General features: G+C 68.6%; 19 protein-coding genes. 9 read left to right on the forward strand and 10 right to left on the reverse strand.

Going from position 1 to position 25,998, the window contains the following annotated elements; translation table 11 throughout:
* The first annotated feature begins 85 nt into the window (after nucleotides 1-85).
* Nucleotides 86-1,024, forward strand: coding sequence for a formate/nitrite transporter family protein (locus tag QHF89_RS42245; RefSeq protein ID WP_136972514.1), 939 nt, complete (start codon nucleotides 86-88; stop codon nucleotides 1,022-1,024).
* Here QHF89_RS42245 and QHF89_RS42250 read toward each other — a convergent pair.
* Complete coding sequence (locus tag QHF89_RS42250) at nucleotides 1,008-1,565, reverse strand: superoxide dismutase family protein (RefSeq protein WP_284721646.1); 558 nt, start codon at nucleotides 1,563-1,565, stop codon at nucleotides 1,008-1,010. The two genes, QHF89_RS42245 and QHF89_RS42250, sit on opposite strands and share 17 nt — an antisense overlap.
* 199 nt (nucleotides 1,566-1,764) lie before the next feature.
* Here QHF89_RS42250 and QHF89_RS42255 point away from each other — a divergent pair, with 199 nt between their 5' ends.
* Complete coding sequence (locus QHF89_RS42255; protein ID WP_284721647.1) at nucleotides 1,765-3,177, forward strand: serine/threonine-protein kinase; 1,413 nt, start codon at nucleotides 1,765-1,767, stop codon at nucleotides 3,175-3,177.
* Entirely contained in the window at nucleotides 3,174-4,202 is a 1,029-nt protein-coding gene (locus tag QHF89_RS42260; RefSeq protein ID WP_284721648.1) for a tetratricopeptide repeat protein, read from the forward strand. Before QHF89_RS42255 ends, QHF89_RS42260 begins: the two co-directional genes overlap by 4 nt.
* 3 nt (nucleotides 4,203-4,205) lie before the next feature.
* Here the strand turns inward: QHF89_RS42260 and QHF89_RS42265 are convergent, their stop codons facing one another.
* A complete protein-coding gene (locus tag QHF89_RS42265; RefSeq protein ID WP_136972519.1) occupies nucleotides 4,206-4,904 on the reverse strand; it encodes a hypothetical protein in 699 nt (232 codons plus the stop codon).
* Between the two features lie 71 nt (nucleotides 4,905-4,975).
* Here QHF89_RS42265 and QHF89_RS42270 point away from each other — a divergent pair, with 71 nt between their 5' ends.
* Complete coding sequence (locus QHF89_RS42270) at nucleotides 4,976-6,313, forward strand: sigma 54-interacting transcriptional regulator (protein WP_136972520.1); 1,338 nt, start codon at nucleotides 4,976-4,978, stop codon at nucleotides 6,311-6,313.
* 413 nt (nucleotides 6,314-6,726) lie between these two features.
* Here the strand turns inward: QHF89_RS42270 and QHF89_RS42275 are convergent, their stop codons facing one another.
* Genes QHF89_RS42275 through mscL form a run of 3 tightly spaced genes read right to left on the reverse strand, consistent with a single transcriptional unit; the run spans nucleotide 6,727 to nucleotide 9,041 of the window.
* Nucleotides 6,727-7,113, reverse strand: coding sequence for an NFACT RNA binding domain-containing protein (locus tag QHF89_RS42275; RefSeq protein WP_136928666.1), 387 nt, complete (start codon nucleotides 7,111-7,113; stop codon nucleotides 6,727-6,729).
* A 31-nt stretch (nucleotides 7,114-7,144) separates the two neighbouring features.
* On the reverse strand, nucleotides 7,145-8,596 hold the full coding sequence (locus QHF89_RS42280; protein ID WP_136972521.1) for a ferritin-like domain-containing protein: 1,452 nt from the start codon (nucleotides 8,594-8,596) through the stop codon (nucleotides 7,145-7,147).
* A 46-nt stretch (nucleotides 8,597-8,642) separates the two neighbouring features.
* Nucleotides 8,643-9,041: a large conductance mechanosensitive channel protein MscL gene (mscL, locus tag QHF89_RS42285; RefSeq protein ID WP_284721649.1), complete on the reverse strand. Its 399-nt coding sequence runs from the start codon at nucleotides 9,039-9,041 to the stop codon at nucleotides 8,643-8,645.
* Nucleotides 9,042-9,209: 168 nt separating this feature from the next.
* Here mscL and QHF89_RS42290 point away from each other — a divergent pair, with 168 nt between their 5' ends.
* The 4 genes from QHF89_RS42290 to QHF89_RS42305 all read left to right on the forward strand — a co-directional run bounded on the left by QHF89_RS42290 (nucleotide 9,210) and on the right by QHF89_RS42305 (nucleotide 14,008).
* On the forward strand, nucleotides 9,210-10,412 hold the full coding sequence (locus QHF89_RS42290; protein ID WP_284721650.1) for a monooxygenase: 1,203 nt from the start codon (nucleotides 9,210-9,212) through the stop codon (nucleotides 10,410-10,412).
* Between the two features lie 78 nt (nucleotides 10,413-10,490).
* Entirely contained in the window at nucleotides 10,491-11,045 is a 555-nt protein-coding gene (locus QHF89_RS42295) for a YtfJ family protein (RefSeq protein WP_136972523.1), read from the forward strand.
* A 55-nt stretch (nucleotides 11,046-11,100) separates the two neighbouring features.
* Complete coding sequence (locus tag QHF89_RS42300) at nucleotides 11,101-12,750, forward strand: hypothetical protein (RefSeq protein WP_136972524.1); 1,650 nt, start codon at nucleotides 11,101-11,103, stop codon at nucleotides 12,748-12,750.
* A gap of 34 nt (nucleotides 12,751-12,784) precedes the next feature.
* Nucleotides 12,785-14,008 (forward strand): ATP-grasp domain-containing protein, encoded by a 1,224-nt coding sequence (locus QHF89_RS42305; RefSeq protein WP_284721651.1) that lies wholly within the window; start codon nucleotides 12,785-12,787, stop codon nucleotides 14,006-14,008.
* Here the strand turns inward: QHF89_RS42305 and QHF89_RS42310 are convergent.
* The 5 genes from QHF89_RS42310 to QHF89_RS42330 form a co-directional block, all read right to left on the reverse strand.
* Nucleotides 13,967-15,307, reverse strand: a complete 1,341-nt coding sequence (locus QHF89_RS42310; RefSeq protein ID WP_136972526.1) for a ferritin family protein — start codon at nucleotides 15,305-15,307, stop codon at nucleotides 13,967-13,969. The genes QHF89_RS42305 and QHF89_RS42310 overlap by 42 nt on opposite strands.
* Before the next feature lie 117 nt (nucleotides 15,308-15,424).
* Nucleotides 15,425-15,928, reverse strand: a complete 504-nt coding sequence (locus tag QHF89_RS42315; protein WP_284721652.1) for an MGMT family protein — start codon at nucleotides 15,926-15,928, stop codon at nucleotides 15,425-15,427.
* Nucleotides 15,925-18,411, reverse strand: coding sequence for a DUF3536 domain-containing protein (locus QHF89_RS42320; RefSeq protein ID WP_136972527.1), 2,487 nt, complete (start codon nucleotides 18,409-18,411; stop codon nucleotides 15,925-15,927). Before QHF89_RS42320 ends, QHF89_RS42315 begins: the two co-directional genes overlap by 4 nt.
* Entirely contained in the window at nucleotides 18,408-22,163 is a 3,756-nt protein-coding gene (gene glgB, locus QHF89_RS50280) for a 1,4-alpha-glucan branching protein GlgB (RefSeq protein ID WP_136972528.1), read from the reverse strand. Before glgB ends, QHF89_RS42320 begins: the two co-directional genes overlap by 4 nt.
* A 50-nt stretch (nucleotides 22,164-22,213) precedes the next feature.
* A complete protein-coding gene (locus tag QHF89_RS42330; protein ID WP_136936228.1) occupies nucleotides 22,214-24,040 on the reverse strand; it encodes a DUF4215 domain-containing protein in 1,827 nt (608 codons plus the stop codon).
* A gap of 247 nt (nucleotides 24,041-24,287) precedes the next feature.
* Here QHF89_RS42330 and QHF89_RS42335 point away from each other — a divergent pair, with 247 nt between their 5' ends.
* Complete coding sequence (locus tag QHF89_RS42335) at nucleotides 24,288-25,895, forward strand: serine/threonine protein kinase (RefSeq protein ID WP_136972529.1); 1,608 nt, start codon at nucleotides 24,288-24,290, stop codon at nucleotides 25,893-25,895.
* The last annotated feature ends 103 nt before the right edge of the window (nucleotides 25,896-25,998 follow it).

Here is a 25,998-nt window from a genome sequence, read left to right on the forward strand (position 1 = left end):
CACGCCGTTTCTTGGTGGGGTTCCCGCGATCCTCCGGCGAGGGGCTTCCCAAGGGCGCCGCGCGCGGGTGATGATGGCCCCGTTCATGGACTACGTCGCTCCGTCGAAGGTCGTCTCCACCATGCTCGACGCGGGCGCGGCCAAGGCCGCGGCGTCGCTCCGGGACCTCGTGATCCGCGGCTTCCTCGCGGGCGCGCTCCTCGGCTTCGCCACGAGCCTCGCCATCACCACGACCGTCCAGACCACCCTCCCGGTCGCCGGCGCGGTCATCTTTCCCGTCGGCTTCGTGATGATCGTCCTGCTCGGCCTCGAGCTCGTCACGGGCAACTTCGCGCTCCTGCCCATGGCGATGCTCGACAAGCGCGCCACCTTCTGGCAGCTCGTCCGCAACTTCGGCGTCGTATTCTTCGCGAACCTCGCGGGCAGCCTCTTTTATGCGTGGCTCCTCTCGATCTCGCTCACGATGATGGGCAGCGTCCCGCCCGACGCCGTCGCGAACAAGATCGTCGCCATCGCCCACGCCAAGACCCAGTTCCCGCAGTATGGCCTCGCCGGCCTCGTGGGCGTGTTCGTCCGCAGCATCCTCTGCAACTGGATGGTTTGTCTCGGCGTCGTCATGGCCATGACGTCCACGGCGACCGTCGGCAAGATCGTCGCCGCCTGGCTACCGATTCTCGTGTTTTTCGCGCACGGCTACGAGCACTCCGTCGTGAACATGTTCGTCATTCCGGCCGGCATGTTGCTCGGCGCGAAGGTGACGTTCGCCGACTGGTGGCTCAAGAACCAGCTCCCCGTCACGGCCGGCAATTTCGTGGGCGGCTGCCTCTTCACGGGCATGGCGCTTTATTTCACGCACAAGCCCAAGCCCGAGGCCGCCGCGCCAAACCCCGCGCCCCCGGAGATCGCCGCGCCCCTCCCGGCCCCGGCGCCCTCGCTCATCCTCGTCCCCGATCCCCCCGTGCTGGAGCTGCTCGCGAGCGAGCCCGACCCCGCGGAGGGCTCCGAGGCTACGGATTCCGCTTGATCACGCCACAGCCAACCCGAGCGCCTGCATTGCCGGTGGGCTGCGTGGTGAAATCGTCCGGGTCCGCGTGCACCATGAATGCGTGGTTCAACACGTCCGTCGGCGACGCCTCCTCTCCGAGGGTCCAGAGATCCGTTCGAAACGAAAGCGACGCCTTCCCCATCGCGTCCGCCGTCACGTTGCCGATGTCGCCCCGATGAAACGGCGGCGTCCCCCACTTCCCGTGCGCCTCGTTCGTCGGGTTCCAGTGCCCCATTGCGTTGTCTCCGTTCATGCCACAATCAGGCATCTCGTGAATATGCACCGCGTGGACCCCGGGCGTGAGACCATTCAACTGGAGCGTCAGCTCGACCTGCCCATTCTCCGCGGTGAACACGGCCAGCCCCATCACGTTCTGGCCCGCCGAGGGCATAATTTCCGCGGTGGCCCTCTTCCTCTCCTTGACGCCCTGATGCGCCCCGTCGACGTCGTCGCTGCACCCGGAGAGCAGCCCCAGGACACACGCGCCCAAGACCACGAAAGGATGGCCTTTCTTCGTCACGTACCCCTCCCCTGCCATGGGTCCTCCAAGCATCCTGCCTGGAAATCTCGCGCATCATGGCGCGTCCTCGGGGCACGGCAAGCGTGGTTTCGTGGGCCCGATCGCTCCTCGAAGGTGTAGCCAAGGAACGCCCGGGAACGGTACCATCCGGCCCCGTATGCGAATGTGTCCGGAGTGCCGTGCGAGCTACGAGGACGACGTGCCCGTATGCCCGGCGCACGACGCGGCGCTCGTATCGCCCGATGTTTTCCCGACGGACGACACGCTCGGGCCCGGCACGAGGGTCGGCGAGTACCGCATCGACCGCAAGATCGGCGGCGGGACGTTCGGCGACGTCTATGCGGGCGAGCACCCGCTCATCGGCAAGAAGGTCGCCGTCAAGGTCCTGAACCGGCGCTTTGCCTCGGATCCGGAGACCGTCTCCCGGTTCATTGCCGAGGCGCGCGCGGTGAACAAGATCCGCCACCGCAACATCATCGACATTTTTTCATTCAACACGCTCCCCGGCGGCCGGCATTATTTCGTGATGGAGTACGTCGAGGGCCAGACCCTCGCCGCGCTCCTCCAGCAGAAGCACCGCTTGCCCCTCCCGACGGCCCTTCAGATCGCCCAGGGCGTCGCCTCCGCGCTCGACGCCGCGCACGAGGCGGGCATCACGCACCGCGACCTCAAGCCCGAAAACGTCTTCCTCGCCGCCGAGCGCGACGGCTCCCATTTCCCCAAATTGCTCGATTTCGGCATCGCGAAGCTCATGGACGACGACGTCGCCCACAAGACCGGCTCCGGCGTCCTGCTCGGCACGCCGCTCTACATGTCCCCCGAGCAGGCGCGCGGCAAGAAGGTCGACCCCCGGTCCGACATCTATTCGCTCGGCGTGATGATCCACGAAATGCTCACGGGCTCCGTGCCGTTCGCCGGCGACTCCGCGATGGACGTCGTCCTCAAGCACGACACCGAGCCGCCTCCCGCCATGGCGAGCGTTTGTCCCGACCTCCCCCCGGCGCTCGACGCGCCCGTCCTCGCGATGCTCGAAAAACGCCCGCGCAATCGCCCCGCGTCGGCGGGCGAGGCCGTCGCCGCCCTCGTCGCGCAGGCGGCCCCGCTCGGGCTCGCGCCTCCTCTGCCCTTCCCGTCGAGCCTCACGAGCGCCCGCGGCCCGCTCGAAAGCGGAGGACTTCGCGCCACCACGCAGCTCGGCCGCGCAGCCCCCGCCGAGACGCCCCACGCGCGCGCCGAACCTTCGTCCACCGAGCGCATGTCCGCCCTCGATTCGTCGAGCGTGCATCGAAAGAATGGCCCGTCCGCCCGGTGGCTCTTCGCCCTGCTCGGAATCGCCGCCCTCGGCGGGGCGGCCTCGTTCCTTTTGCGCTCACGCGCCCCGAGCGACGTGCCTTTCGGGTCCGGCGCGAGCTCCGGTCTGCAAGACGAATCCCCCGAGCCCGAGCGAATCCCGAGCCCCCCGCCGTCCGCCGCGCCGCCGGAAATCATCCCCGCGCCCGCCCCGACGACCTCGGCCTCGGCGGCCCCGCCGCCACGCTCGGCCAAACCCGTGAAGATCAAGATGCCGTCGAAATCGCCGAACCTCGATCCGATCCTCGGGGAGCGCGAATGAAGCGCTGGGCCCTTGCCCTCTTGCTCTCGCTCGGCGTGACGACCTCCGCCGCCCCGGCGCGCGCGCAATCGCCCGAAGGCGCGTCCATCGCGGTCGCCGAGGCGCTCTTCCAGCAGGGCCGCGCGCTCCTCGACCAGGGCCGTTATGCCGAGGCTTGCCTCAAGCTCGCCGAGAGCCAGCGCCTCGACCCGAAGCTCGGCACGCTGCTGAACCTCGCCGTTTGCCACGAAAAAGAAGGAAAGACCGCGACGGCCTGGGCCGAATACACCTCCGCCGCCTCGCTCGCGCGCGGCAAGGGGCAAAAGGACCGCGAGCAATTCGCGCGCGACCACGTGGCCGAGCTCAAGAAGAAGCTCGCCTACGTCGTCCTCCGCATGGAAACGCCGCCCGCCGGCCTTGGAATGAAGCTCGACGACAAACCCATCGACGTCGCCGCGCTGAACGTCCCCTTGCCCATCGATCCGGGCAACCACACCGTCGCGGCCATGGCACCGGGCAAACGGTCCTGGACGGGCGAGATCCTCGTGCCCGCGCAGCCGGGCGAGATTCCCGTCGTGATCCCGGCCCTCGAAGACGCTCCGGCGCCGCCGCCCGCGGAAACCCCTCCTCCACCGCCGCCCGAACCCTCGCCCCCCCTCGCGCAGACGAAGCCACCGCCCCCGGAGCCCCGCACCCCCGCGCCGACGGGCCCGAGCGCCTCCACGGTCCTCCTGGTCACGGGGTTCGGTATCGGCGGCGCGGCCTTGCTCGTCGGGGCCGTGACGGGGATCCTCACGCTGGTCGAGGCGAGCGAGATCCTGCCGAATTGCAACGGCTCGCAGTGTCCGGGGCAAGCCGACGCGCTCGCCACGGCGAATACCCTGGCGAACGTCTCGAACATCGGGTTTGGCGTAGCCGTCCTCGGCCTCGGCGTGGGGATCGCCGGCATCGCCCTCGCGCCGAAACACGAGAAGGCTCCCCCGCGCGCCGTCTCCGTCATGCCGCTCGTCGGCCCTTTTGCGATCGGGCTCCGCGGCACGTTCTGACGTTCACAGGCATCCGTTCGACGTGCAGTCACACGAACCGCCGCAGGTCTGCTCGATCTCGACGGCGGTGTCGCACGTGGCCGAGCATCGGTTGTCGCCACAAACCACGGTCGCGCCCGCGCAGCTCTGGCCCTTGCAGACGAGGCTGCACTCGCCGTCGGGGCCGCATTTCACTGTCAAGTTTTGACAACCCCCTTCCTCGCAGACGATCTCGCAGGGCGAGCCGCCCATGCATCCCACGAGGATGTCGTTGCATTGGTCCTTGCACTCGAGCCGGACGGGCGCTGCTCTCGTATCGAGGGTCAAGGTGAAGGTCCCGGCATCCATGTCGGACTGCATGCACTCGTTCGGCGCGTCGCAGATCCTCGTGCACACGTTCCCAGCGCAGGAATCACATTCGGCGCTCGGACAGACCCCGCTCATGGCCGACCATCCGCATTCGTTGCAGGTCCCGGGCTGGTTCATCGGCGCGACGCAGACCGCGTCCTCCTTGCACCCCCCCATCATCCGGCTGCAGCTCGTATTGCAGGCCGTCCCCGCCGCATTGCAGGCATAAGGGCCACACGCCGCCTCGTCACACGCCTCGCCGGGTTCGTCCGTTGCTTCGAGCCCCGCGATCCCGGCGACGAACTGACAGCCGAAGGCCACGAGGCCCGAGGTCGCCAGAAGCAGGGCGATCCGCGCTGCTTTCCCTGTTTGCATGATTGCACCCTCCCTCCGAGGATACCACGGGATGCCCACGCGGGGCCTTCGCCGTGGTAGGCTCCGCGGCCATGTCGGCGAAAAGCACGTTGCCCCTTCATTCCCGGGCCAAGGAGCTGCGCCTCGACGGCTTCTCGCTCACCATCATCGAGGGCCCCGGCGCCGGCGCCTCGTTCCGCGCCGAGATGCGCGAGGTCTCCGTCGGAACGGCCCAGGGAAACGACCTCGTGCTCCCCGATCCCACCGTCTCGCGCCACCATTTCAGCCTCTCGGCGACACCCGAGGGGTATCTCTTGAAGGACCTCGGCTCGTCGAACGGGACGTGGGTCTCGGGCATGCGTGTCCTCGCGGGGTACGTCGAGCCCGGCGCCCGCGTGCGCGTCGGCCGGACGACGCTCCTCGTCGATCAGGTAAACGAGGACATCTGTGAGGCGCTGAGCCCCGAGGACGGCTTCGGCCCGCTGCTCGGCCAAAGCTCGGCCATGCGCCGCATTTTCGCGGCCTTGCCCCGCGTCGCGCACTCCGACAGCACGGTGCTCCTCGAAGGCGAGACGGGCACGGGAAAAGGCGTCCTCGCGGCGGCCATTCACGAGGCGAGCCCGCGCGCCGCGGGGCCGTTCGTCGTCCTCGATTGCGCGGCCATTGCGCCGACGCTCATCGAGAGCGAGCTCTTCGGCCACGTCAAGGGCTCGTTCACGGGCGCGCAGGCCGACCGCGCGGGCGCGTTCGAGCAGGCGAAGGGCGGCACCATTTTCATCGACGAAATCGGCGAGCTGCCTCTCGACATGCAGCCGAAGCTGCTCCGCGCCCTGGAGGAGCGCAGCGTCAAGCGCGTCGGCGGTAACCAGCGCGTCAAGCTCGACGTCCGCGTGATTGCCGCGACGAACCGCGACCTGCGCACGGAGGTCAACCGCAACGCGTTCCGCGCCGACCTGTTCTACCGGCTCAACGTGGTGCGCATCCACGTCCCGCCGCTGCGCGAGCGCACCGGCGACGTCGAGCGCCTCGCGCGCCATTTCCACGCCGAGCTCGTCCCCGACAAACCCATGCCGGACGACCTCCTGGAGTCGCTCCGCCGTCAATCGTGGCCCGGCAACGTGCGCGAGCTGCGCGCCGCGATCGAGCGCGCCGTCCTCTTCAACGACCCGGCGATCCTTGCGCTTGGAAACGACGTCGAGCTGGCCCCGGGGGACAAGGATCGGGACGACGACATCGACCTCGAGGTCCCCTTCCGGGTGTGCAAGCAAAAGGCCTCGGATCAATGGGAACGACGGTACGTGCGGGCGCTCTTGCGGGCGACACACGACAACATTTCCGAGGCCTCGCGCCGGGTGAAGATGGACCGGAGCCATTTGCGGTCGTTGCTCCGGAAATACGGGTTTCGCGGGGCGGATGAGGGCGGCGCGTGACCCCGTAGACGCCTTCCCGGACCTCGCGCACGCCCTTTCGAACCCCGCGCACGCCTTCCCGGACCTCGCGCACGCCTTTTCGAACCCCGCGCACGGCTTCTCGAACCCCGCGCACGGCTTCTCGAACCCCGCGCACGGCTTCTCGAACCCCGCGCACGGCTTCATCGAACCCCGCGTACGGCTTCTCAGACCCCGCGTACGGCTTCTCGAACCCCGCGTACGGCTTCTCGAACCCCGCGCACGGCTTCTCGAACCCCGCGCACGGCTTCTCAGACCCCGCGCACGGCTTCTCAGACCCCGCGCACGCCTTCCCGGACCCCGCGCACGCCTTCCCGGACCCCGCGCACGCCCTTATTGACCGTGTCGACGCCTTGCTCGACCGCGAGCTGAGGACGACCGCCCCCGCCTCCCCCTCAATCGGTCGCGCCCGCGGGCGCCGCGGGCTTCACCTTGACGCTCTTCCAGCGCCCCAATTCCACGAGCCCCGCGGGGGCGCCGCGCGGCTTCGAGACCTCGGAGGCGCGGCAGAAATGCACCTCGACCTTCGGCGCGCCCCGCGCTTTCGAGTACCAGGCGGCCGCCGCGGCAGCGACCTCCACGACCGAACGAGGGACCTCGACGCGATCGGGGTTCCGCACGACGACGTGGCTCCCCGGCGTCCCCCCCGCGACGTGCAGCCACACGTCGTGCGGCTTGGCGACGTCGAACGTCAGGTAGTCGTTGTCCTCGGCGCCGCGGCCGATGAGGACCTCGAAGCCCTCCACGGTCACCGTACGGTACGGTCGTCCCTTGCTTGCCACGCGCGGAGTCTGCCTCGCGCCCGGCCGAATCTCAAGAACAGGCGACGAGCCCGAGCTGACGAAAGCACGGCGCCACGACCTCCCGCAGCGCCTCGCGCCGAAGCGTGCCGAGCGTCCGCGCCCCGAGCACGCCGAATTCCTCGTTTTCCACGGGCCCGGCCGCGGGATCCTTTTCGTGTTTCGCTCGGGCCCGCTCGAACGCCCGCACGGCGGCCTCGCGCGCCTCGGCGCCGAACGCGTCGAGCGCCCATTGCAAGGTCTTCCACGCGAGCGCCGCGTGCCGCGCCTCGTCCTCCGCGATCTGCGCGAGCACGGCCCGCAGGCCCTCGTCTTTCACGAAACGCGCCACCTCTTGCCCCTCGGCCGCGCCGAGCGTCTCGCCCACGCAGCCCTCCACCACGAGCGACTCCACGAACGAAACGACGTCCGTCGCGAGCCACGCCGTCGCCTCTGGGAGTTTGTCTGGGCCGGTGAGCCGCCCACCGATCCGGGAGGCGATGGCGTATTCGATCCGCGCGTGCTCCACCTCGTCGCGCGCGGCGGTTTGCGCCTCGGCGAGCAGGTCCGCGGGCGCGCCGAGCGCGAGGAGCTGGAGCGAGAAACGCGCGAAGCTCGCGATCGAGGCGTGCTCCATGGCGGCGATCGCTGCGTGATGCGCCGCGATCGCCTCGCGCACCCCTGCATCGAGATTCTCCGTATCGAACACGAGCGGCGCGCGCCAGTCGGCGCGAGCGCGTGGCCTCGCGGCGCGGGCCTCGCCTTCCACGACGAGAGGCCGGCCGATCACGCAGGACATCGACGCGCATTGCCAGGTCGGCTTCGCGCCCTTCGCGCCGATCGCCACGCAGGATCCTCCGGGCCGCGGCGAGCTGCCGCAATCCGCGTCGCTCTTGCAGGTGTCCTCCTTGGTCCGGCAAGCGAGCGTGACCTGCTCGAAACAACCATTGTGATACGCCGACAACCCACAGGTGCTCCCCCCGCAATCGGCGTCCGTGCTGCAGGACGCTTCCCCGCAAACGGAGTTTCGCGCGCGCAAAGCGCCCGTGCCCTTGCAGATGCAGGCCTTCCCGGCGCCGCATTCGTCGTCGGTCTCGCACGCGTACGTGCAGCCGCAATACGTGCCGACCTGCCCCACCCCGCTCGTACACTTCCCGTGCGGATGCTCCGTGCAATCGGCGTCCGTCTTGCAGGACTGGCGCATCTCCGTGCCCGCGCAGGCGGGGATGTCGATCGTCGCGTCGCACGTCACGCGGCTCGCGCGGTGGACGTTCCCGTTTTTCTCGGCCACCCAGCCGACACGCTTCGGCCTTTCCGGCTCGGGTTCGCCCTCGGGCGAAGGCTCGGCCGTCGCGCTCGAAGGCGTCGTGGGGATGGCGACGACGGCGCCTTCCCCGGCGCCGGACGAGGCGGGAGGAGAGGCCGAGCACGCGGCTCCGCCGATCGCGACGAGGAGGGAGAGGCGTAAACTTCGGTAACGATCCACGCGGCGAGCGTACCACAGCTCCGCGCGATGATGTCGCGGTTCGTGCCTACGAGACGCGCGAGGGGGTCTTCGCGACCAGCGCGTCGCGGATCTGCGCGAGGAGATCGTGGTCCGTCTCCGCGGGCGGCAGAGGTGCGGCGGGCCGCGGCCGCCTCGCCGCGTTGAGCGCCTTCACGAACAGGAAAAGCGCGAATCCCACGATCACGAAATTGACCACCGCGGTCAGGAACTTCCCGTACTCGATCACGCCATGGCCGAGCCGGAACGAGAGCTCGTCGAAGTTGGGTTTGCCGAAGATCGCAGCGATCAGGTTCATCAGGATGCCGTTCGTGAAGGTCGTGACGACGGCATTGAACGCGGCGCCGAGCACGACGGCGACCGCGAGATCGATCACGTTGCCCCGGGATACGAAGTCCTTGAATTCTTTGATGATCGCGTGTGCCATGGCAGGCCTCCCTCCCGAGCAAGCTGTGCACGGGCCGTGCCACGAAATGTCGGCCCGCCGGCTTCTGGAACGCGCCGTGCAGCGGCCGCGCCAGACCATGCAGGTCGCCCCCGACCCGTCAAGGAGGGCTCGATGACGCGGACACAGTGGATTCTGGCTACGATTTCAATGTTTTCGCTGGTCGCGTGCAGCAGCAAGGAGGACGACGCGAGCGCCCCGCTCCGGATCCCCACGTATCACGAGGATGTGGCGCCCATCCTCGCCGAGCATTGCCTGAGTTGCCACGACGAGGGCGGCATTGCCCCGTTTTCCCTCGTCGATTACGAGGACGCGCGCCGGACCGCCGAGGCGATCCGCATCTCCACGACGTCGCGCAGCATGCCCCCGTTCGTCCTCGACAACAGCGGCGAATGCAACACGTACGTCGAGGGCCGCTGGCTCACGGACGCGCAGATCAAGACGATCGAGGCGTGGGCCCGCGCCGGCGCGCCCGAAGGAGAGCCGCCGAAGGGCACGGCCCCCGCGCCGCGGGCCCTCGCAGAGCTCGATCGTGTCGACATGACGATCGACATGAAGGACACGTACACCCCGGACGCCGCGAAATTCGACGATTACCGGTGCTTCGTGCTCGATCCCGGGCTCGCGGAGGACGTGTTCATCACCGGCTTCCACGTGCGCCCGGGGGCCGCCTCGATGCTGCATCACCTCACGCTCTTCTCCATCGACACAAAGGAATCGGAGGCCACGGCCGAGGCGCTCGACGCGGCCGAGCCCGGGTTCGGGTATTCGTGCATCGATGACATCCACGTGCCCGACGCGCGCTGGCTCGTCGGCGCGGGCCCCGGCAGCGGCGCGCTCCGCTTCCCCGAGGGCACGGGGCTCCGCATGCGCGCCGGGCGGAAGACGATCCTGCAGATCCATTACAATCAAGAAAATGGGCGCCACGCCGATCGCACCCGGATCGACCTCATGGTCGCCCGGAATGTGCCGAAAGAGGCCACCGTGCAGCGCATCGCGGCCACGAACCTCCTCTTGCCGCCGAAGCAAGCGAGCGTCGATCAGACCGCGGTCCAGCCCGTGTCCATCGATCTCACCTTGTGGGGGCTCTGGCCGCACATGCACAAGCTCGGGACGGGGATGCACGTCTCTGCGACGCACGACGGGGAGGAGAAATGCCTGGCCCGCGTGAACAACTGGGATTTCCACTGGCAGGGGTTCGCCCATTACACGAAGCCCATCGACCTCTCGTCGGGCGACTCGATGCGCATCACGTGCACGTACGACACGCGCCGGCGCGACACGACGACGACCTGGGGCCAGGGCACGAACGACGAGATGTGCATCGCCTTTTTCTACCTGACGGCAAATTGATGTCCGGGGCGAACGCCGTTCGTGGCCGATCGTGGAGAGCTTGACAGCCTCCGAAAAAAGCGGTTTGTTTGGTGGGCAATGATTTCTGCCCGACGAACCCTGCTCGCCTTCGGAATCACCCTTCTCGCGGCGACGGCGCTCCCGAGCGCGCCCGCCCTGGCCGTGCTGTCGGAGCAGGCGGTCGCCCCGAACGCGCGGGTCGAGGACGCCGACGGGAAGGCGGTCGAGATCAAATCGCTGAAGGGCAAGCCGATCGTCATCGTCTACGACGACCGGACGTCGGCGCCGAAAAGCGAGGCGTTCCGGCGCGACCTCGTCAAGCTCCTGAAATCGGGCCCGTACACGTCGAAGGTGTCGCTCTTGATCGTCGCGGATGTGAGCCCCTACGATTTCTGGCCGGCGCGCGGCACGGTCAAGGACGCCGTCCGCGACGAGACGAAGAAGCAGGGGACGACGGTCTATTGCGATTGGACCGGCGGGATGCGCTCGGCGTACAAGCTGAAGAACGAAATCACGAGCGTGGTGATGGTGGGCAAGGACGGGCGCGTGATGTTCGCCAAGGAAGGCGTGCCCGCGGGCGCCGACCAGAAGCGGCTCGTCGACGCGCTGAAGGCCGAGGTCGAGGGGAGCTGATCCGGCGCATTCGCGGGATGGCCTGGGCGGTTCGGTCGCGGTAGAGTGCGCCGCGATGTCCACCGCCGTCACGGCGCCCCGGCCCTGGCTGCTCGGTCCGTGGCCCGATCTCCTGCTCGGATGCGGGATCGGGTATGGGCTGCTCGTCCTCGCCCTCGCGGCGTCGGGCGCGCCGATGGGCTCGCTCGAAGGGTGGCTGCCGCTCGTCGTGCTCGTGACCGGGATCCCGCATTACGGGGCGACGTTGCTCCGGGTCTATGGGACGGAATCGGCACGCAAGCGGTATTTTCTCTATGCATTCCCCCTCGGATTCCTGGTCTGGGCGGCGTTCGCGGGGTCGCTCGCCGCGCCGAGGCTCGGGACGTGGCTGATCACGCTCTATCTCACGTGGAGCCCGTGGCATTACACGGCGCAGAATTTCGGGCTCGTGATGATGTTCCTGCGCCGCGGCGGGATCACGCCGAGCCCGGCGCTCCGGCGGCTCGTCTGGACGTCGTTCGTCCTCTCGTTCGTGCTGGTCTTCGTGAACATCCACGGCTCGACCTCCGCGGGCGGGGCCGATCCCCTGCAAGCCGCGAGCGCGGCCTACCGATTCGCGCCGCTCGGGATTCCCGCGCGGTTTGCCCTGGGGGCGCTGGCCGTCGCGGGAATTTCGTATGTCGTGGTGACGGGCGTCGCGCTCCGGAAGCTCACGCAGATGGCCGAAATTGCGCGGCTCGTGCCGGCGGTCGCGCTCGTCGTGAGCCAGGCGGCGTGGTTCGTCCTGCCCGTGCTGCTCGGCTTCTTGCGACCGGCGCTTTATGGTCCGGGAGGCGCGACGGCGCTCGCGTTCATCTGGGTCGCGATCGCGCATAGCGTGCAATATCTCTGGATCTCGTTCCATTACGCGCGCGCCTCCGGGAGCGTGGCCAAGGCGGCGCCGGCGAGGCTCTCGTATCTCGGGACAACTGTACTCGCGGGCGCGGCGATCTGGGTGTTCCCCGCCCTCGTCTGCGCGCCGGGGGCGCTCGGGATCCTGCCGTTCGAATCGGGGCTCGGGCTGCTCGTGGCGGCCGCGGTGAATGTGCATCACTTCATCCTCGACGGCGCAATCTGGAAGCTCCGGGACGGTTCGGTTGGCAATGTGCTCGTTGGGCAAACGACCGCGACGCCGCAGACGGCGCCGGCAGCGAAGGGCCTCGGGGCGTGGGGGATGCGGGCGGCGCTCCTCGCGGCGGGGCTCGTGGCGGCGGGCGCGTGGGCGGGCGCGGCCTGGGAGAAAGAAATGGGAATCCGGCGCGGGGCCGCGGCCGGGGATCTCGCGCGGGTCGAGGTCGCGGCGCGGAGGCTCGTGATGCTCGGGCGGGACGGCCCGCGGATTCACGTGGCGATCGGAAAGTTGCGCGAGGCGCGCGGGGAGAAGGAAGCGGCGCACGCGGCCTACGAGGCGGCGCTCGCGCTCGATCCCGAGGACGCGACGGCGCTTGATCGGATCGCCGAGTCGTGGATCACGCGCGGGGATTTCCAGCGGGCGCTCGACGCGCGGTACCGAGCGGCACGGAACGCGCCGGATCGCCCGGCCCTCCGGCGGCGGTACGAGGAGCTCCTCTCGCGATTGCAGGCGCCTCCCGAGGGGGGAGACACGGAGGTTATCGTGGTCGGCGGAGCGACCGCCCCAGCAGACGACGCCGACGCTGCCACGCAGTCGTCACGAACGACGCCTTGAAGACCGGGACGAACGGAGTATGGTGGCGCCCGCCATGCGATTCGCCGTCCTCGTCACGCCTTTCTTCAACGAGAGCGCCATCCGATTCATCGCCGCCTTGCTCGACGTGCCGGCTCTCCGGCTCGCGGTCGTGAGCCAGGACGTCGAGGAGAACCTGCCGGCGGAGCTGCTCGGCCGACTCGTGAAGCATTTTCGCGTGAGCAACGTGCAGGACACGGCGGAGCTCGTGGCGGCGACGAGGTGGCTGCACGCGAACGTCGCGCCCGTCGACCGGCTGCTCGGCGTGAGCGAGTTCGTGCAGGTCGCGGTGGCCGAGGCGCGTGATGTGCTGGGCCTGCCGGGGCCGGGCGCGGAGGTGATCCGGAACTTCCGGGACAAACCGCGCATGAAAGACGTGCTGCGCGCGGCGGGATTGCCGTGCGCGCGCCATCGCCTCGCCACGAACGAGGCCGAGGCGCGGCGCTTCGCGGACGAGGTGGGGTTTCCGCTGGTCGCGAAGCCGCCGGCCGGCGTGGGCTCGGCGAGCACGTTCATCGTGAAGGACACGGCCGAGTTCGAGCGCGTGCTCGCGCTCTCCTCGCCTACCCCTGCGTCCCCCGTGCTGCTCGAAGAGTTCGTGGGCGGGGCCGAGCATACGTTCGACGCGGTGGTGATCGGGGGAAAGCCGATCTGGCACTCGATTTCGCGGTATCTGCCGAATCCGATCGAAGTCGTGGAGAATCCGTGGATCCAGTGGTGCGTGCTCCTGCCGCGGGACATCAGCGGGCCGGAGTTCGCTGCGATCCGGGAGCTCGGGTTCCGGGCACTCTCGGTGCTCGGACTCGAGACGGGCATTTGCCACATGGAATGGTTCCGGCAAGACGACGGGAGGATCGTGCTCTCCGAGGTCGCGGCGCGGCCGGGCGGCGCGCAGCTCATGAACCTGAACGCGCGCGCCCACGATTTCGACATGTACGGGCAAGTCGCGCGGCTCATCGCATTCGATACGTTCGAGGCGCCGCGCGAGCGCAAATACGCGACGGGCGCGGCGTTCCTGCGCGGGCAGGCGCCGGGCGTGGTGCGTGAGGTGTGGGGGGTCGAGGAGGCCGAGCAAGCGTTCGGCGGGATGATCACGGACGTGAAATGGCCCAAGGTCGGCGAGCCGCGCTCGGCGAGCTACGAGGGCGAAGGGTATGTGCTGGTCCGGCACCCGGAGACGGAAGGCGTCGCGGAGGCGTTACGCCAGATTGTCGAGTCCGTGCGCGTCATCTCGCACTGACCGGCCAGCGCGCGGCGCGCGGAGGAGCGTACGCGCAGCCGGCAGGACGACGTCGGCCATGGCGCGGCGCATGACGTCGCGTTTTTCCGCGGCGGAGAGGCAGCCGTGGGCCGCGAGTTTGTTCGGGTCCGCGCCGAGGGCGACGAGGTCCTCGGGCTCGGGGCAAATGGCCATGGTGAATGCCTTTTCGAGGGTGCGGGCGACCTCGGGCCCGCCCGCGTCGAGCGCCCACGCGAGCGTACGCCATGCGAGTTCCGCGTGGGTGGCCTCGTCCTCGGCGATCGAAACGAGCGCGGCTTTCACCGCGGGATCGGTCGCGCGCAGGGCCTCTTCGCCCGCGACGAGCGCGGAAAGCGTCTCGTTGACGGCGCCTTCGAGGGCGGTGGCGAGCGCGACGTCGGCGAGGGTCCGCCCAATCGCGAGCGCGGGCATGGGCAACGCGCCCGGCCCCACGGGCGCGCCCGCGTAGGCGCTGGCGAGGCCAAAGCATAGTTTGGCATGCCGTACCTCGTCGGCCAGGGCCTCTTGCGCGGCGGAGACGAGCGAGGCCGGAGCCCCGACGCCGAGGAGCTCGAGGACGAACCGCGCGAACGAGGCGACGGAGGCGTGCTCGTAGAGGGCGGCGCGCGTGAAATGGTCGGCGAGGGCACGCCGCGTGGCGGGGTCGAGGTTCGAAAGATGGGGCGACTCGGCCAAACCTTGCCCGGCTTGCAGGAGCCAATCGACGCGGGCCGCGGGCTCCGCGGTGCGCGCTTCGCCGTCGACGATGAAGGGGCGGCCTTCGCAGGACTCGAAGATGATGGCGACGTGATAGCAGCATTGCGCGCTGATCGCGAGGTCCTGGCAGCCGGCGCCGGGGACGTCATAGCAGCAGGTTCCGGAGCCTATGCATTCGTCGGTGCCGTGGACCTGCTTCATGAGCTCCTTCTGAACGTCGGCGAGGGGTGGACAATTTCCGCCGACGGAGCCTTCGAGGCAAAGGAAACGATATTCGGCATTCGGGGGCGGCGGGTTCTCACAGGGGAGCGCACCGCCCGCGCCCGTCCCGCCAACGCCGACGCTGGAGCTGACGACGGTGTGGCCCATCATGCCACCGACACCGACCGTGCCGCTCGTGCCGCCCGTGCCACCCGTGGCGCCCGCGCCGCCCGTGCCGCCCGTGCCCGCATCAATGACCACGTTGCCGCCGCACGCCGCCGCCGAGACGGCGAGGGCCGCGCCCGCGGTGAGCCCCGCGGCGCGCAGAATTCGCGTGAAAAGCGCAAGCGAAAGAGGGGAATCGTTCTTCGCGTGGGTCATGGTGTGCCAGCCTCGATGCATGAAAAGTCGTGGTGGCGCGGAGGCCACGTCGGATACAGACGCAACGAATGCATCCAGGCGTCGAAGGATGGCAAGATTCGGACCGAAAGCGAGGGTTCAGGCGCGGGCGCGTTTGCGAGGCGCAGCGGTAGGCTTCTTCGCGCCGAGGCCCGCCCAGCCGAAACGTTCGAGCGAGACATTTCCGCGCGCATCGAAGGTGACGCCCTCGGATTCGAGGAGTGCGCGTTGGAGGGCGCCGCTGATGGGATCTTTAATCGTGACGGCGGCGCGATTGCGAGGGCGGCTACCGAGGACACGCTGCCACGGGACGCGGCTGCTCCCGTCGGGGTCCTTCAGCGCAGCGAGCGCGAATCCAACGTGGCGCGCCGAGCGCGGGTGTCCGCCGAGGGCGGCGACCACGCCATAGGTGGTGACGCGGCCGCGCGGGATGCGACGGACGACGCGGTAGAAGTCTTCCCACCAGGAGACGGGCTCCACGGCGTCGGCAGGCTCGGCGCGCGAGATGCGGGCCCGCGCTTTCGCGGGCGGTTTTGCAGGCGGTTTTGCAGCCTTCTTCGCCGGCTTCTTTTTCGATTTCAAAGGCGTCCGGCGTGTGCTCACGGGATTTCCTCGATTTCTTCCCCGCGCAAGGAGCGGAGGCGCGGGAGCGCGGCGCCGTCGGGCAGGCGGACGCGGAGCCGCTCGGCGAGGCTCTGGAACGCGAGGCACATCGAATGCGCCGCGGCGTCGCCCTCGTCGGCGCGGGTGCGCATCTCGGGGTAGATCGTATGTGCGAGTCGGTAAAACACGTTTTGTGTTTTCCAGAGGTCGACGGGGAACCCGGCGCGGTGGGCGAATTCGACGGCCATGTCGAGATCCGCGAGGAGGAGCGGATCCGTGGGCCGCTCGCGAAGGCGCTCGGCGAGCGCGGAGAGGCTCTGGCCGAGCGTGAAGGTCACGGCCGCACGATCGACATGAAGGTCTTGTTCTTTGGCCTGCGCGAGGAGGCGCCGCATCGAAAGGACGTCGGGCGGGACGCGCTCCGCGGCGCGCAAGAGGTCGGCGCCGAGGACGAGCTCGCCCGCGACGAGCAAGGAGCGCGGCGTGGGGCTGCGCAAAGGCGCGAGGCGGCGGAGGAGCGGCGCATATCGCTCGAAGAGGGTCCGCTGGGCCGCCTCGACCTCGGCGAGCGTGGGCGCGAGGAGGCGCTCGACGATGCGGCGCTGATCATCCCGAAAAACCGCGTCGAGCGAGTCGATCGTGCGGTCGCACCGGCGATAGAAGAGGCGCATCGTGCCCTCCATGTCGCCCGATTCGAAGGTGCGGACGAGCTCGGCGCGGCGCTCGATGAGGTCATCGCCCTCGGGGTCCCGCAAAACGCCGCCCGCGACGCGGTGATCGCCGAGGTGAAGGACGCTGAAGTCGTGGGACTCCGAGGCGAGCGTGAGGCGGCTCGTGACGCGGGTGCGCCCGAGGAGGAGCTTCGCGCCATTGCGTTCGTGGGTTTCGAGGCCCTCGACGTGGACGTCGTAACAATAGGTGCTCGGGGGGCCGTCCTGGACGAGGCTCGTCGCGAAATGGGCGGTGACGGCCGGGAGATCGACGCGCGCCCGGGTGACGAAGCGATCCCACACGCGGCGGCCGTCGCCCATCTCGGGCAGGTTGCTGCGGGCCTTTTCGAGGTGTTCGAGGAACGGGCCTTCGAGGCTTCGGCCGAAGAGCGCTTCGCCGAGCTCGACGACGCGGCCGGCATACTGGAGGCATTGCACGGTCTCGATGCCCGAGAGGTCGTCGAAGAACCAGCCGCAGCTCGTGTACATGAGCATTGCATTGCGCTGGAGCTCGAGGAGCGAGAGGGCCTCGCTCTGCTCCTCGGCCGAGAGGGCGCGCGTCGCGTGCGCCGCGAAAAAGCGGGCGAGGGTGCTCGGTGTGCGATCGAGGACGACCTCGATGTAGGCGTCCCGCGCGGCCCAGGGGTCGTGGAAGAGGCGCTCGGCCGCGCGCTCGAAGGGGCCCGCGACCTCGTCGCGGAGGGCGTCGAGGGCATGGCGGAGGGGCTTGCGCCAGGACTGGTTCCATCCGTGCGGCGAGCCGGAACGGCAGCCGCAATCGGCGCGCCATCGCTCGACGCCGTGGGCGCAGCTCCAGGAGGTGCGCTCCAGGATCTCGGCCTCGTGCGTCGGGGGGTGGCGTTCGAGGAACTCGCCATAATTAGTCAATTTGGCCAAACCATGCGCCTCGATGTGGCCGAGGGCCCAGGCGAGGGCCATCTCGCCGTATCGATGGTGGTGGCCGTAGGTCTCGCCGTCGGTGGCGATGTGGACCATCTGCGGGAAGGTGCGCTTGCTGTCGAACGCGGAGGCGAGCCGGCCGGCGAAATGCTCGCCATTGGCGAGGAGGCGCTCGAACGCGACGGCCTGGGAGACGGGACCGTCGTAAAAGAAGACGGCGATCGAGCGGCCCGAGGGGAGCTCGACGCGGTAGGCCATCGAGGGGTCGATGCGGCTGCCGCGGACGTCGATCCATTCCTTGCCGCCGATGCGTCGGACGCGCGCGGCCTGGCGAGGCGCGAGGAGCGTGAACGTAATGCCCTCGGCCGCGAGGACCTCCAGGGTCTCGGTGTCGACGGCCGTCTCGGGGAGCCACATGCCCTCGGGTTTGCGGCGGAACCGCGCGACGAAATCGGCAATGCCCCAGCGGACCTGCGTGACCTTGTCGCGCAGGTTCGCGAGCGGCATGATGAGGTGGTTGTAGGCCTGGGCCATGGCCGAGCCGTGCCCGCCGAAGCGGCGCGCGCTCGCCTCGTCCGCCGCGAGGATCGCCCGGTAGGTCTCCTTCGCGTGGTGCTCCATCCACCCGAGGAGCGTGGGGCCGAAATTGAAGCTGATGCGCGAATAGTTGTTGACGATGCGCGTGATGCGGTCCTCCCCGTCGAGGACCCGCGCCGCGGCGTTTGGCGCGTAACACTCGGCGGTGATACGCGCGTTCCAGTCGTGCCAGGGCGCGGCCGAGTCCTGCTGCTCGATGGCTTCGAGCCAGGGGTTTTCCCGCGGGGGCTGATAAAAATGGCCGTGGACGCAGACGTACCGTTCGGGAGACTTCATCGAGCCCTCACGTAAAGCGCAACCTCGGACGGGCCGAGGGGGACGCGGACGACGCCCGTCGACGTGATTTCCTCGGGGGCGTGGGTCTCGCCCTTTCCGCCGAAGCGGGCCTCGGACGAGGCGAGCGAGCGGCGGAAGGTGCCCGCGGGCACGGGCAAGCTGACGGTGACGGGGTGGTCGCCGAAATGGTACATCACGAAGACCTCGGAATCACGGTTCCAGCGCCGCACGTAGAGGAGGCGCTCGTCCTCGAAGGCGACGGCCTGCCGCCCGCCCTCCGCAGCAAAGGCGCCGATGTCGCGCCGCGCCCGGAGGAGCTCTTTGTACCACGCAAGGAGCTTTGCGTGATCCCCGGTGGTGCGGAGCTTGAAATCGAGCTTGGCGCGGCGGAACGTGGCCTCGTCCTGCGGATCGAACGGCTCTTCCGCATAGCCGAGCCGGGCCATCTCCTTCGCGCGGCCCTTCCTGACATTCTCGACGAGCGTGGGGTCGCCGTGGCTCGTGAAATACGGGAAGGGCGCGGTTTCGCCGTATTCCTCGCCCATGAAAAGCAGGGGCAGGAAGGGCGAGAGCAGGACGACGGCGGCCGCGAGCTTCTGTTGTTCGAAGGAGACCCGCGCGGAGATGCGCTCGCCGCGCGGGCGATTTCCCGCCTGGTCGTGATTCTGGACAAAGGTGACGAGGCGCCGCGGGTCGATGCTCGCAGCCGGGCGGCCGCGGCGGCGCTGGCGATATCTGGAGTATTCGCCGGTAAAGGCAAAATTCTCGCGGAAGGTCTTGGCGAGCTGCTCGACGAGGCCGAAGTCCTGGAGGTAGCCGACGCGCTCGCTGGAGAGGAGCGCGAAAAGGGCATGATGGACGTCGTCGTTCCAGACGCCGTCGAGGCCGTGGCCGCCCTGGAACGTGGGCGTGACGAGGCGCGGGTCGTTGTCGTCGCTCTCGGCGATGAGGTGGACCAGGCGGCCGAGCTCGGAGGCGCGGCGATGGACGGCCTCGCCGAGCTCTTCGAGGAACGAGAGCGGGGCGTTGTCGACGATCGCATTGACGGCGTCGAGGCGGAGCGCGTCGATGCCCATCTGCGTGACGAAATGGAGCGCGCTCTCGATGAAGAACCTGCGGACCTCGTCCGAATGCGCTCCGTCGAAATTGAGGGCGTCGCCCCAGCGCGTGTGGTAATAGGAGGCGAAATACGGGCCAAAATCGGCGAGGTACGTGCCCTCGGGGCCGAGGTGGTTGTAGACGACGTCGAGGACGACGGCGATGCCCTCCGAATGGCAAGCGTCGACGAAGCGGCGCAGGCCCTCGGGGCCGCCGTAGGAGGCCTGGACGGCGAAGGGATACGCGCCGTCGTAGCCCCAGTTGCGCGCGCCGGGGAACGCTGCGACGGGCATGAGCTCGACGGCCGTGATGCCGAGCTCGCGGAGGTACGAGAGGCGCGAAATGGCGGCGTCGAAGGTGCCCTCGGGGGTGAAGGTGCCGACGTGGAGCTCGTAGATGACGTATTCGTCGAGCGGGCGGCCGGTCCAGCCAGGGGTATGGTCGGAGAAACTCTTCACGACCTCGCTCGGGCCGTGGACGCCCTCGGGCTGGAGGCGCGAGGCCGGATCGGGGCGGAGCTTGCCGCCGCCGAGGTCGTAATGGTACCGCGCGCCGGGGGCGACGCCGTCCACGAGGGCTTGGTGATAGCCGTTCGCCTCGGGTTCGAGCGGGATGCGGCGCTCGACGTTGCCCTGGAGGACGAGCTCGACCTTGTCGACGTTCGGGGCCCAGACGCGGAAGCGGGCGCGGTCCTCGCCGAGGTGGACGGCGCCGAGCGGGCGCTCGGAGACGGCGAGTCCCTCATGCACGAAAAAGACGGCGCCGAGGGGCGGGAGGGTGATCTCGACGGAGTTTTTCCGGCTATGCCATTCGATGTTCTCCGCGACGACGTCGCCGCCGCCGCCCATGCCGCTGCCGCCGAACTCCAGGGCGTCGCTGGAGACGAGCTCTTTCCAGCGACCGCCGCGGGGAAGGCCGACCCGATATCGCTGGCGCGGCATGGGCGTGAAGTTCAGGGCGACGAGGACGAGGGCGTCGGTGGAGCGGGCGCGGCGGTAGAAGACGACAACGCTGTGGTCGGCGTCGTTGCAATCGATCCACTGAAACCCATCGGGGCTCGTGTCGAGTTCGTGCAGGGCGGGATACTCCCGGTAGAGGCGGTTCATCGCCTGGACGAAGCGCTTCATGCCGGCGTGGTAGGGCCCTTCGTCGAGCAGGTGCCAGTCGAGGCTCGATTCGTGGTTCCACTCGCGCTTCTGGGCGATCTCGCCGCCCATGAAGAGCAACTTTTTCCCCGGCTGGGCCCACATGTACGCGAAGAGCAGGCGGAGATTGGCGAACTTTTGCCATTCATCGCCGGGCATCTTGCCGATCAACGAGCCCTTGCCGTGGACGACCTCGTCGTGCGAGAGCGGCAAGACGAAGCTCTCGCTGAACGCGTACATCATGCGAAACGTGAGCTGGTTGTGAACGAACTTGCGATAGACCGGGTCGCTCGACATGTACTTGAGCGTGTCGTTCATCCAGCCCATGTCCCATTTGTAGCCAAACCCGAGGCCGCCGACGTACGCAGGGCGGGAGACCATGGGCCAGGAGGTGGACTCCTCGGCGATGGTCTGGACCTCCGGGAAGGCGCGGGAGATCGATTCGTTGAGGCGGCGGAGGAAATCGATCGCCTCGAGGTTCTCACGGCCGCCATAGCGGTTCGGGATCCACTCGCCGTGCTTGCGGGAGTAATCGAGGTAGAGCATCGAGGCGACGGCGTCGACGCGCAGGCTGTCGGCGCGATACCGATCGAGCCAGAAATGCGCGTTCGAGAGGAGGAAGCTCATCACCTCGTTGCGGCCATAATTGAAAATGAGGCTCTTCCAGTCGGGGTGATAGCCCTTGCGCGGGTCGGCGTGCTCGAAGAGGTACGTGCCGTCGAAATACCCGAGGCCGTGCTCGTCGGAGGGGAAATGCGAGGGGACCCAGTCGAGGATGACGCCAAGGCCCGCGTCGTGGAAGGCATTCACGAGGTGGAGGAAATCGTCGGGGCCGCCGAAACGCGAGGTCGGCGCGTAAAACCCGGTGATCTGGTAGCCCCACGAGCCGCCGAACGGGTGCTCCATGACGGGCAAGAGCTCGACGTGGGTGAAGCCCATGCGCGCCACATACTCGGGGAGCTCGTCCGCGAGCTCGCGGTAGGTGAGCGGGCGATTTCCATCCTCGACGACGCGGCGGAAGGAGCCGAGGTGAACCTCGTAGATCGAAACGGGTTTGTCGTGGCTCGTTCGCTTCTGGCGAGGCTTCTGCGGCGCCTTGTCGAGCGACGCGAGGTCCCACACGACGGACGCGGTCTGCGGCGGGATCTCGTGCCGGAAGCCAAACGGATCGGCCTTCTCGACGACGTACCCATGGAAGCGGGAGGCGATGAAATACTTGTAGACGGTGCCATTCCCGACGCCCGGGACGAACCCCTCCCAGATGCCGGAGCCGCCGCGGCGCGCGAGGGGGTGGGCCTCGCGGTCCCAGCCATTGAAATCTCCAACGACGGAGACACGCTCGGCGTCCGGGGCCCATACGCCGAAGCAAGTGCCCTGGACGCCGTCCACGGTCATCGGGTGCGCGCCGAGCTTCTCGTAGAGGCGCGTGTGCGTGCCCTCGGCGAAGAGGTAAATGTCCTCCTCGGTGAGGCGAGTAACGTCATGACGAACCGCGGTCCCGAGCTCCATGAGGAAATCGGTTAGTCGAAACCGCGGGAGGTGGGAAGAGGGGAATCGCCCTATTTCGCGATGACGCGGCCGGTCGCGAACTTGAAGAACGACGAGTACGTCGCGGCGTTGAGGCACGTATTGACGTCGACGGTCTGGTTGTTCATGTCGCGGCAGCCGCTCACCGCCTTCGTCATGCCGTTTACCGTGAGCGTGTAGGGGCCGCCCGCGCCGGCGACCGGCACGCTCAGATCAGCCTGATCGGGCTGCGTGGGCGTGATGACCATGACGATGCCGAAGACGGTGCATCCACCGACGATGACGTCGAGCAAGGAGTTCTGCGCGGTATATCCCTGGCCGCACGCGATGGAGCCGCCAGCGATGAGATCGGCAGGGACCGGGATCTGGTCGAGCGAAGCCGCGCTGACGTTGCCGCAGAGCTTGCCAGCGCCGTTGTCGTTCGGTTGCCCATTGCTCGCATAACTCTGGAGCGCCGGATCGAGGTTCTCCGCGGCGAGGTGGCCCGGCGTGTTGCCGGTCGACGCGAGGGGCGTGCTCACGGCGCCGACGGACATCGTGAGCCGCGCATTGCTCATCCGGAGCGCCCCAGGCGCGCCCGCGAAATTGACGCCGATCGAGAGCTTGCCCGGGCCCGCCGTGAGCGTCTTGGCGCTGATGAAGCCCGTGAGCTTGTCGAGCGGGTTGCGGTTCGCGTCGACGGAGAGCGGGTCGACCGTATACCACCAATCGAGATCGGCCGTGCCATTGTACATGGCGCCCATCGGAATGACAGGTTTGCCCTGGAGGACGCCGAGCTCGATCGACGGGTCGGACGTGCCGCTGAGGTCGTTCAGACCGAGCGTCTTGAACATGATGCTGATCGAGCCGTTGAGGACGCCGTCGTCGAGCGAGGTCTGGAGCTGGCCCTGCGCGGCGCTGGAGATGGCGCTGCCGAGGCGGTTCGCCGTGCAGAAGACGGCGTCGGTGCCGAACTGCATCTTGAGCCAGGTCGCGCGCTGGATCTGCTCGAACTGGCACGCGGAGTCGCAGCCGTCGAGGTTCTTCGTGTTGCTGTCGTCGCATTGCTCGCCGGTCTCGCGGACGCCATTGCCGCAGACCGACGCCGCAGGGGGGAGCGTGCAATTGGCCTGGCAGCCGTCGCCGTCCACGACGTTGCCGTCGTCGCACTCTTCCCCGGCATCCACGACGCCGTCGCCGCAGACGATGGAGGTGCAGGCACCATTCACGCAGACGGAATCCATCGCGCAGACCTGGCCGTCGCCGAGGGGATTGCCGCAGGTATGCGTGGCGTCGTCGCAGACGGAGCCGACGCACGGATCGATGCCCGAGCAGTCGCGCGTCGGGTCGCCGGTGACGCAGCTAAATTTGCACGAATCACAGCCGTCGCCGTTCTCGATGTTGCCGTCGTCGCACTCCTCGCTCGGGCTGGCGAAGCCGTCGCCGCAGGTGTCGTCGACGCAGACGCCCGCATTGCAGACCTTGCCCGCGCCGCAGTCGGAGCCGTCGGGCGCGTTCGTCCCCGGCTCGCAGGCGTGTTTGTCGCCGCAGGTCTCGGCGCCGTTGCAAGGATCGCCGTCGTCGCATTTCGCGTCGCCGGTGGCAGGGCTCGCGTTGTTGCAACTGAAGGAGCAGTCGTTTTCACAACCATCGCCGACGACGGTATTGCCATCGTCGCACGCCTCGGTGCCCTCGACGACGCCGTTGCCGCACGCGGGCTCGCCGCCGCCGGCTCCGCCCATGCCGCCCGACCCGCCCGACCCGCCCGTGCCCATCGGCGTGTTCGAGCCTTCGTCCCCACCACAGCCTGCAACAAGTCCCATCAAAGCGAGCCCCGCGAGCGTCATCACCGCCGCGAGCCCCCGCGAATTCGATTGCATCCGCACGTCACACCTCCAAGCGTTTCATCCCGCGCCAAGCAAGCCGGTTGGGACGTATCCTAGCCGCATCCGTCCACGAATGGTTGGATTCTCGTGGCATCTCCCGTAGGCTCGTTCGTTTTTCGGTTGTGGCAGGAGCTTTGTGGTCCCTCCGTCCCGCGACAGCACGTGGGAAGCACGGAGACCACCTCACACGAAGGCGCCGCTTGACCAGGCCGCCCGGAAACGGTCATATCGGAGCGCGGGCATGGAGGATCGGGAGCTCTGGGAGCGGCGCGTCGGGACCACGCTGCGCGACACGTGGCGGCTCGAGAGCCTCATCGGCGTCGGCGGGATGGCCGCCGTGTACGTCGGCGTGCAGCAGATCGGCCGGCGCGACGCGGTGAAGATCCTCCACCCGGAGGTGGCGCGGCAGAAGGATCTGCGGGCGCGCTTCGAGCAGGAAGCGCGTGTCCTGTCGAGCTTCCGTCACCCAGGCGCGGTCGAGGTCCTGTTCATGGGCACGACCCACGACGGGCTGCCGTTCATCGTGATGGAGCTGCTCGAAGGCGAGTCGCTCGCCGCGCGCTTCAAGCGGCTCGGCACGATTCCCGTCGAGGAGATCCTCACGTACGTCGACGAAGTGCTCTCGGTGCTCGGCGCCGCGCACGCCCAGAACATCGTCCACCGCGACATCAAGCTCGACAACGTGTTCGTCCTGAACACCGGGCACGTGAAGGTGCTCGACTTCGGCATCGCGCGGCTCCGGAACTCGCAACACGCGGTGCAGACGAAGATCGGCTCGATGCTCGGGACGTTGCCGTACATGCCGCCCGAGCAGATCCGCGGCGTCGAGATCGACGGGCGCGCCGACATCTTCGCGCTCGGCTCGACGATGTTCCGGCTGCTCGCGAAGCGGCGCATCCACGAGGGGACCACCGAGGCCGAGATCCTCGTGAAGATGTCGACCGAGCCCGCGCCGCCGCTCGCGACGCTGGTGAAGGACGTGTCCCCGTCGGTGTGCATGGTCGTCGATCGTGCGCTCGCGTTCCGCACCGATCGGCGTTACCCGGACGCCGCGACGATGCAGCGCGACGTGCGCGCGCTGCTGCGCGGAGAGCCGCCGCCGTACGCGCTGGAGAAGCTCGCCGCCGGGGAGCTGCCGACCGCGCTGATCACGACGCCCGCGGCCGCGCCGGCAAACATCGATCTCACCGAAGCGCCGACGGTGCCGCCGCCCCCGATGGGCGCAGGGGAGTCGGCGACGGCAGCGGGCATCGGCATCGTGATGCCAGGCATGATCTCCGCGCCGACGGTCGTCGCTGCGGTGACGACGGTCTCGCCGCCGAGCAGCCCGACCGGGACAGGGCCACGATCCACGACGACCGCGCAGGCGAACGCGTCGATCATGTACGGGCCGACAGTGATGGCGAGCGTGGCGAGCCTGGGTTTGTCGGAGCCGACGCCGGCACCGGCGGCGCAAGCGCCCGAAGCGACGAACCCGTCTCGTGCGTCGCTTCCTTCGGCGCCTGCGCAAGCCTCGCTGCGCGCGTCGGAGCCGACGCCCGCGCCCGTGTCGGCCGCGCACACGCCGCCGCCGATGGCGAAGAGCCTGATCACGACAGCCGCCACAGGGCCCTCGGAGCCGCGGAAGATCCCGCTCATCCCGGCGTTGATCGCGGCGCTCGTGTGCCTGATCCTCCTGTTCGTCGGCATCGCGGTGTTCCGCGGGCACGACGAGCCGTCGACCGATTCCGGGGCCGGCGCGAGCTCGGCGAAGGCGAACGCCGGGTCGGGCGCGCCGACGACGGGCACCGAGTCGTCGAAAAAGAGCAAAAAGCGAGACTGGGACAAGGTCGACTGGAACAAAAAGTAGCTCGCCCGTGCATTGCAAAGTCGCAATCCATCCGTTGCAGAAATGGGCGTGTACACGTGGGCGTACGTCCCACCGAGCGGCTGGCGGAGAGGCCGGGATCCAG

This window comes from Polyangium sorediatum (genome assembly GCF_029946465.1).
GTDB classification, from domain to species: Bacteria; Myxococcota_A; Polyangia; order Polyangiales; family Polyangiaceae; genus Polyangium; species Polyangium fumosum.

Coding starts and splice junctions, on each gene's coding strand:
- QHF89_RS42320 (WP_136972527.1), bottom strand. CDS start 18,411: ATGAAGTCTCCCGAACGGTACGTCTGCGTCCACGGCCATTTTTATCAG.
- QHF89_RS42260 (WP_284721648.1), top strand. CDS start 3,174: ATGAAGCGCTGGGCCCTTGCCCTCTTGCTCTCGCTCGGCGTGACGACC.
- QHF89_RS42305 (WP_284721651.1), top strand. CDS start 12,785: ATGCGATTCGCCGTCCTCGTCACGCCTTTCTTCAACGAGAGCGCCATC.
- QHF89_RS42335 (WP_136972529.1), top strand. CDS start 24,288: ATGGAGGATCGGGAGCTCTGGGAGCGGCGCGTCGGGACCACGCTGCGC.
- QHF89_RS42290 (WP_284721650.1), top strand. CDS start 9,210: ATGTTTTCGCTGGTCGCGTGCAGCAGCAAGGAGGACGACGCGAGCGCC.
- QHF89_RS42270 (WP_136972520.1), top strand. CDS start 4,976: ATGTCGGCGAAAAGCACGTTGCCCCTTCATTCCCGGGCCAAGGAGCTG.
- mscL (WP_284721649.1), bottom strand. CDS start 9,041: ATGGCACACGCGATCATCAAAGAATTCAAGGACTTCGTATCCCGGGGC.
- QHF89_RS42310 (WP_136972526.1), bottom strand. CDS start 15,307: ATGACCCACGCGAAGAACGATTCCCCTCTTTCGCTTGCGCTTTTCACG.
- QHF89_RS42245 (WP_136972514.1), top strand. CDS start 86: ATGGACTACGTCGCTCCGTCGAAGGTCGTCTCCACCATGCTCGACGCG.
- QHF89_RS42330 (WP_136936228.1), bottom strand. CDS start 24,040: ATGCAATCGAATTCGCGGGGGCTCGCGGCGGTGATGACGCTCGCGGGG.
- QHF89_RS42295 (WP_136972523.1), top strand. CDS start 10,491: ATGATTTCTGCCCGACGAACCCTGCTCGCCTTCGGAATCACCCTTCTC.
- glgB (WP_136972528.1), bottom strand. CDS start 22,163: ATGGAGCTCGGGACCGCGGTTCGTCATGACGTTACTCGCCTCACCGAG.
- QHF89_RS42300 (WP_136972524.1), top strand. CDS start 11,101: ATGTCCACCGCCGTCACGGCGCCCCGGCCCTGGCTGCTCGGTCCGTGG.
- QHF89_RS42265 (WP_136972519.1), bottom strand. CDS start 4,904: ATGCAAACAGGGAAAGCAGCGCGGATCGCCCTGCTTCTGGCGACCTCG.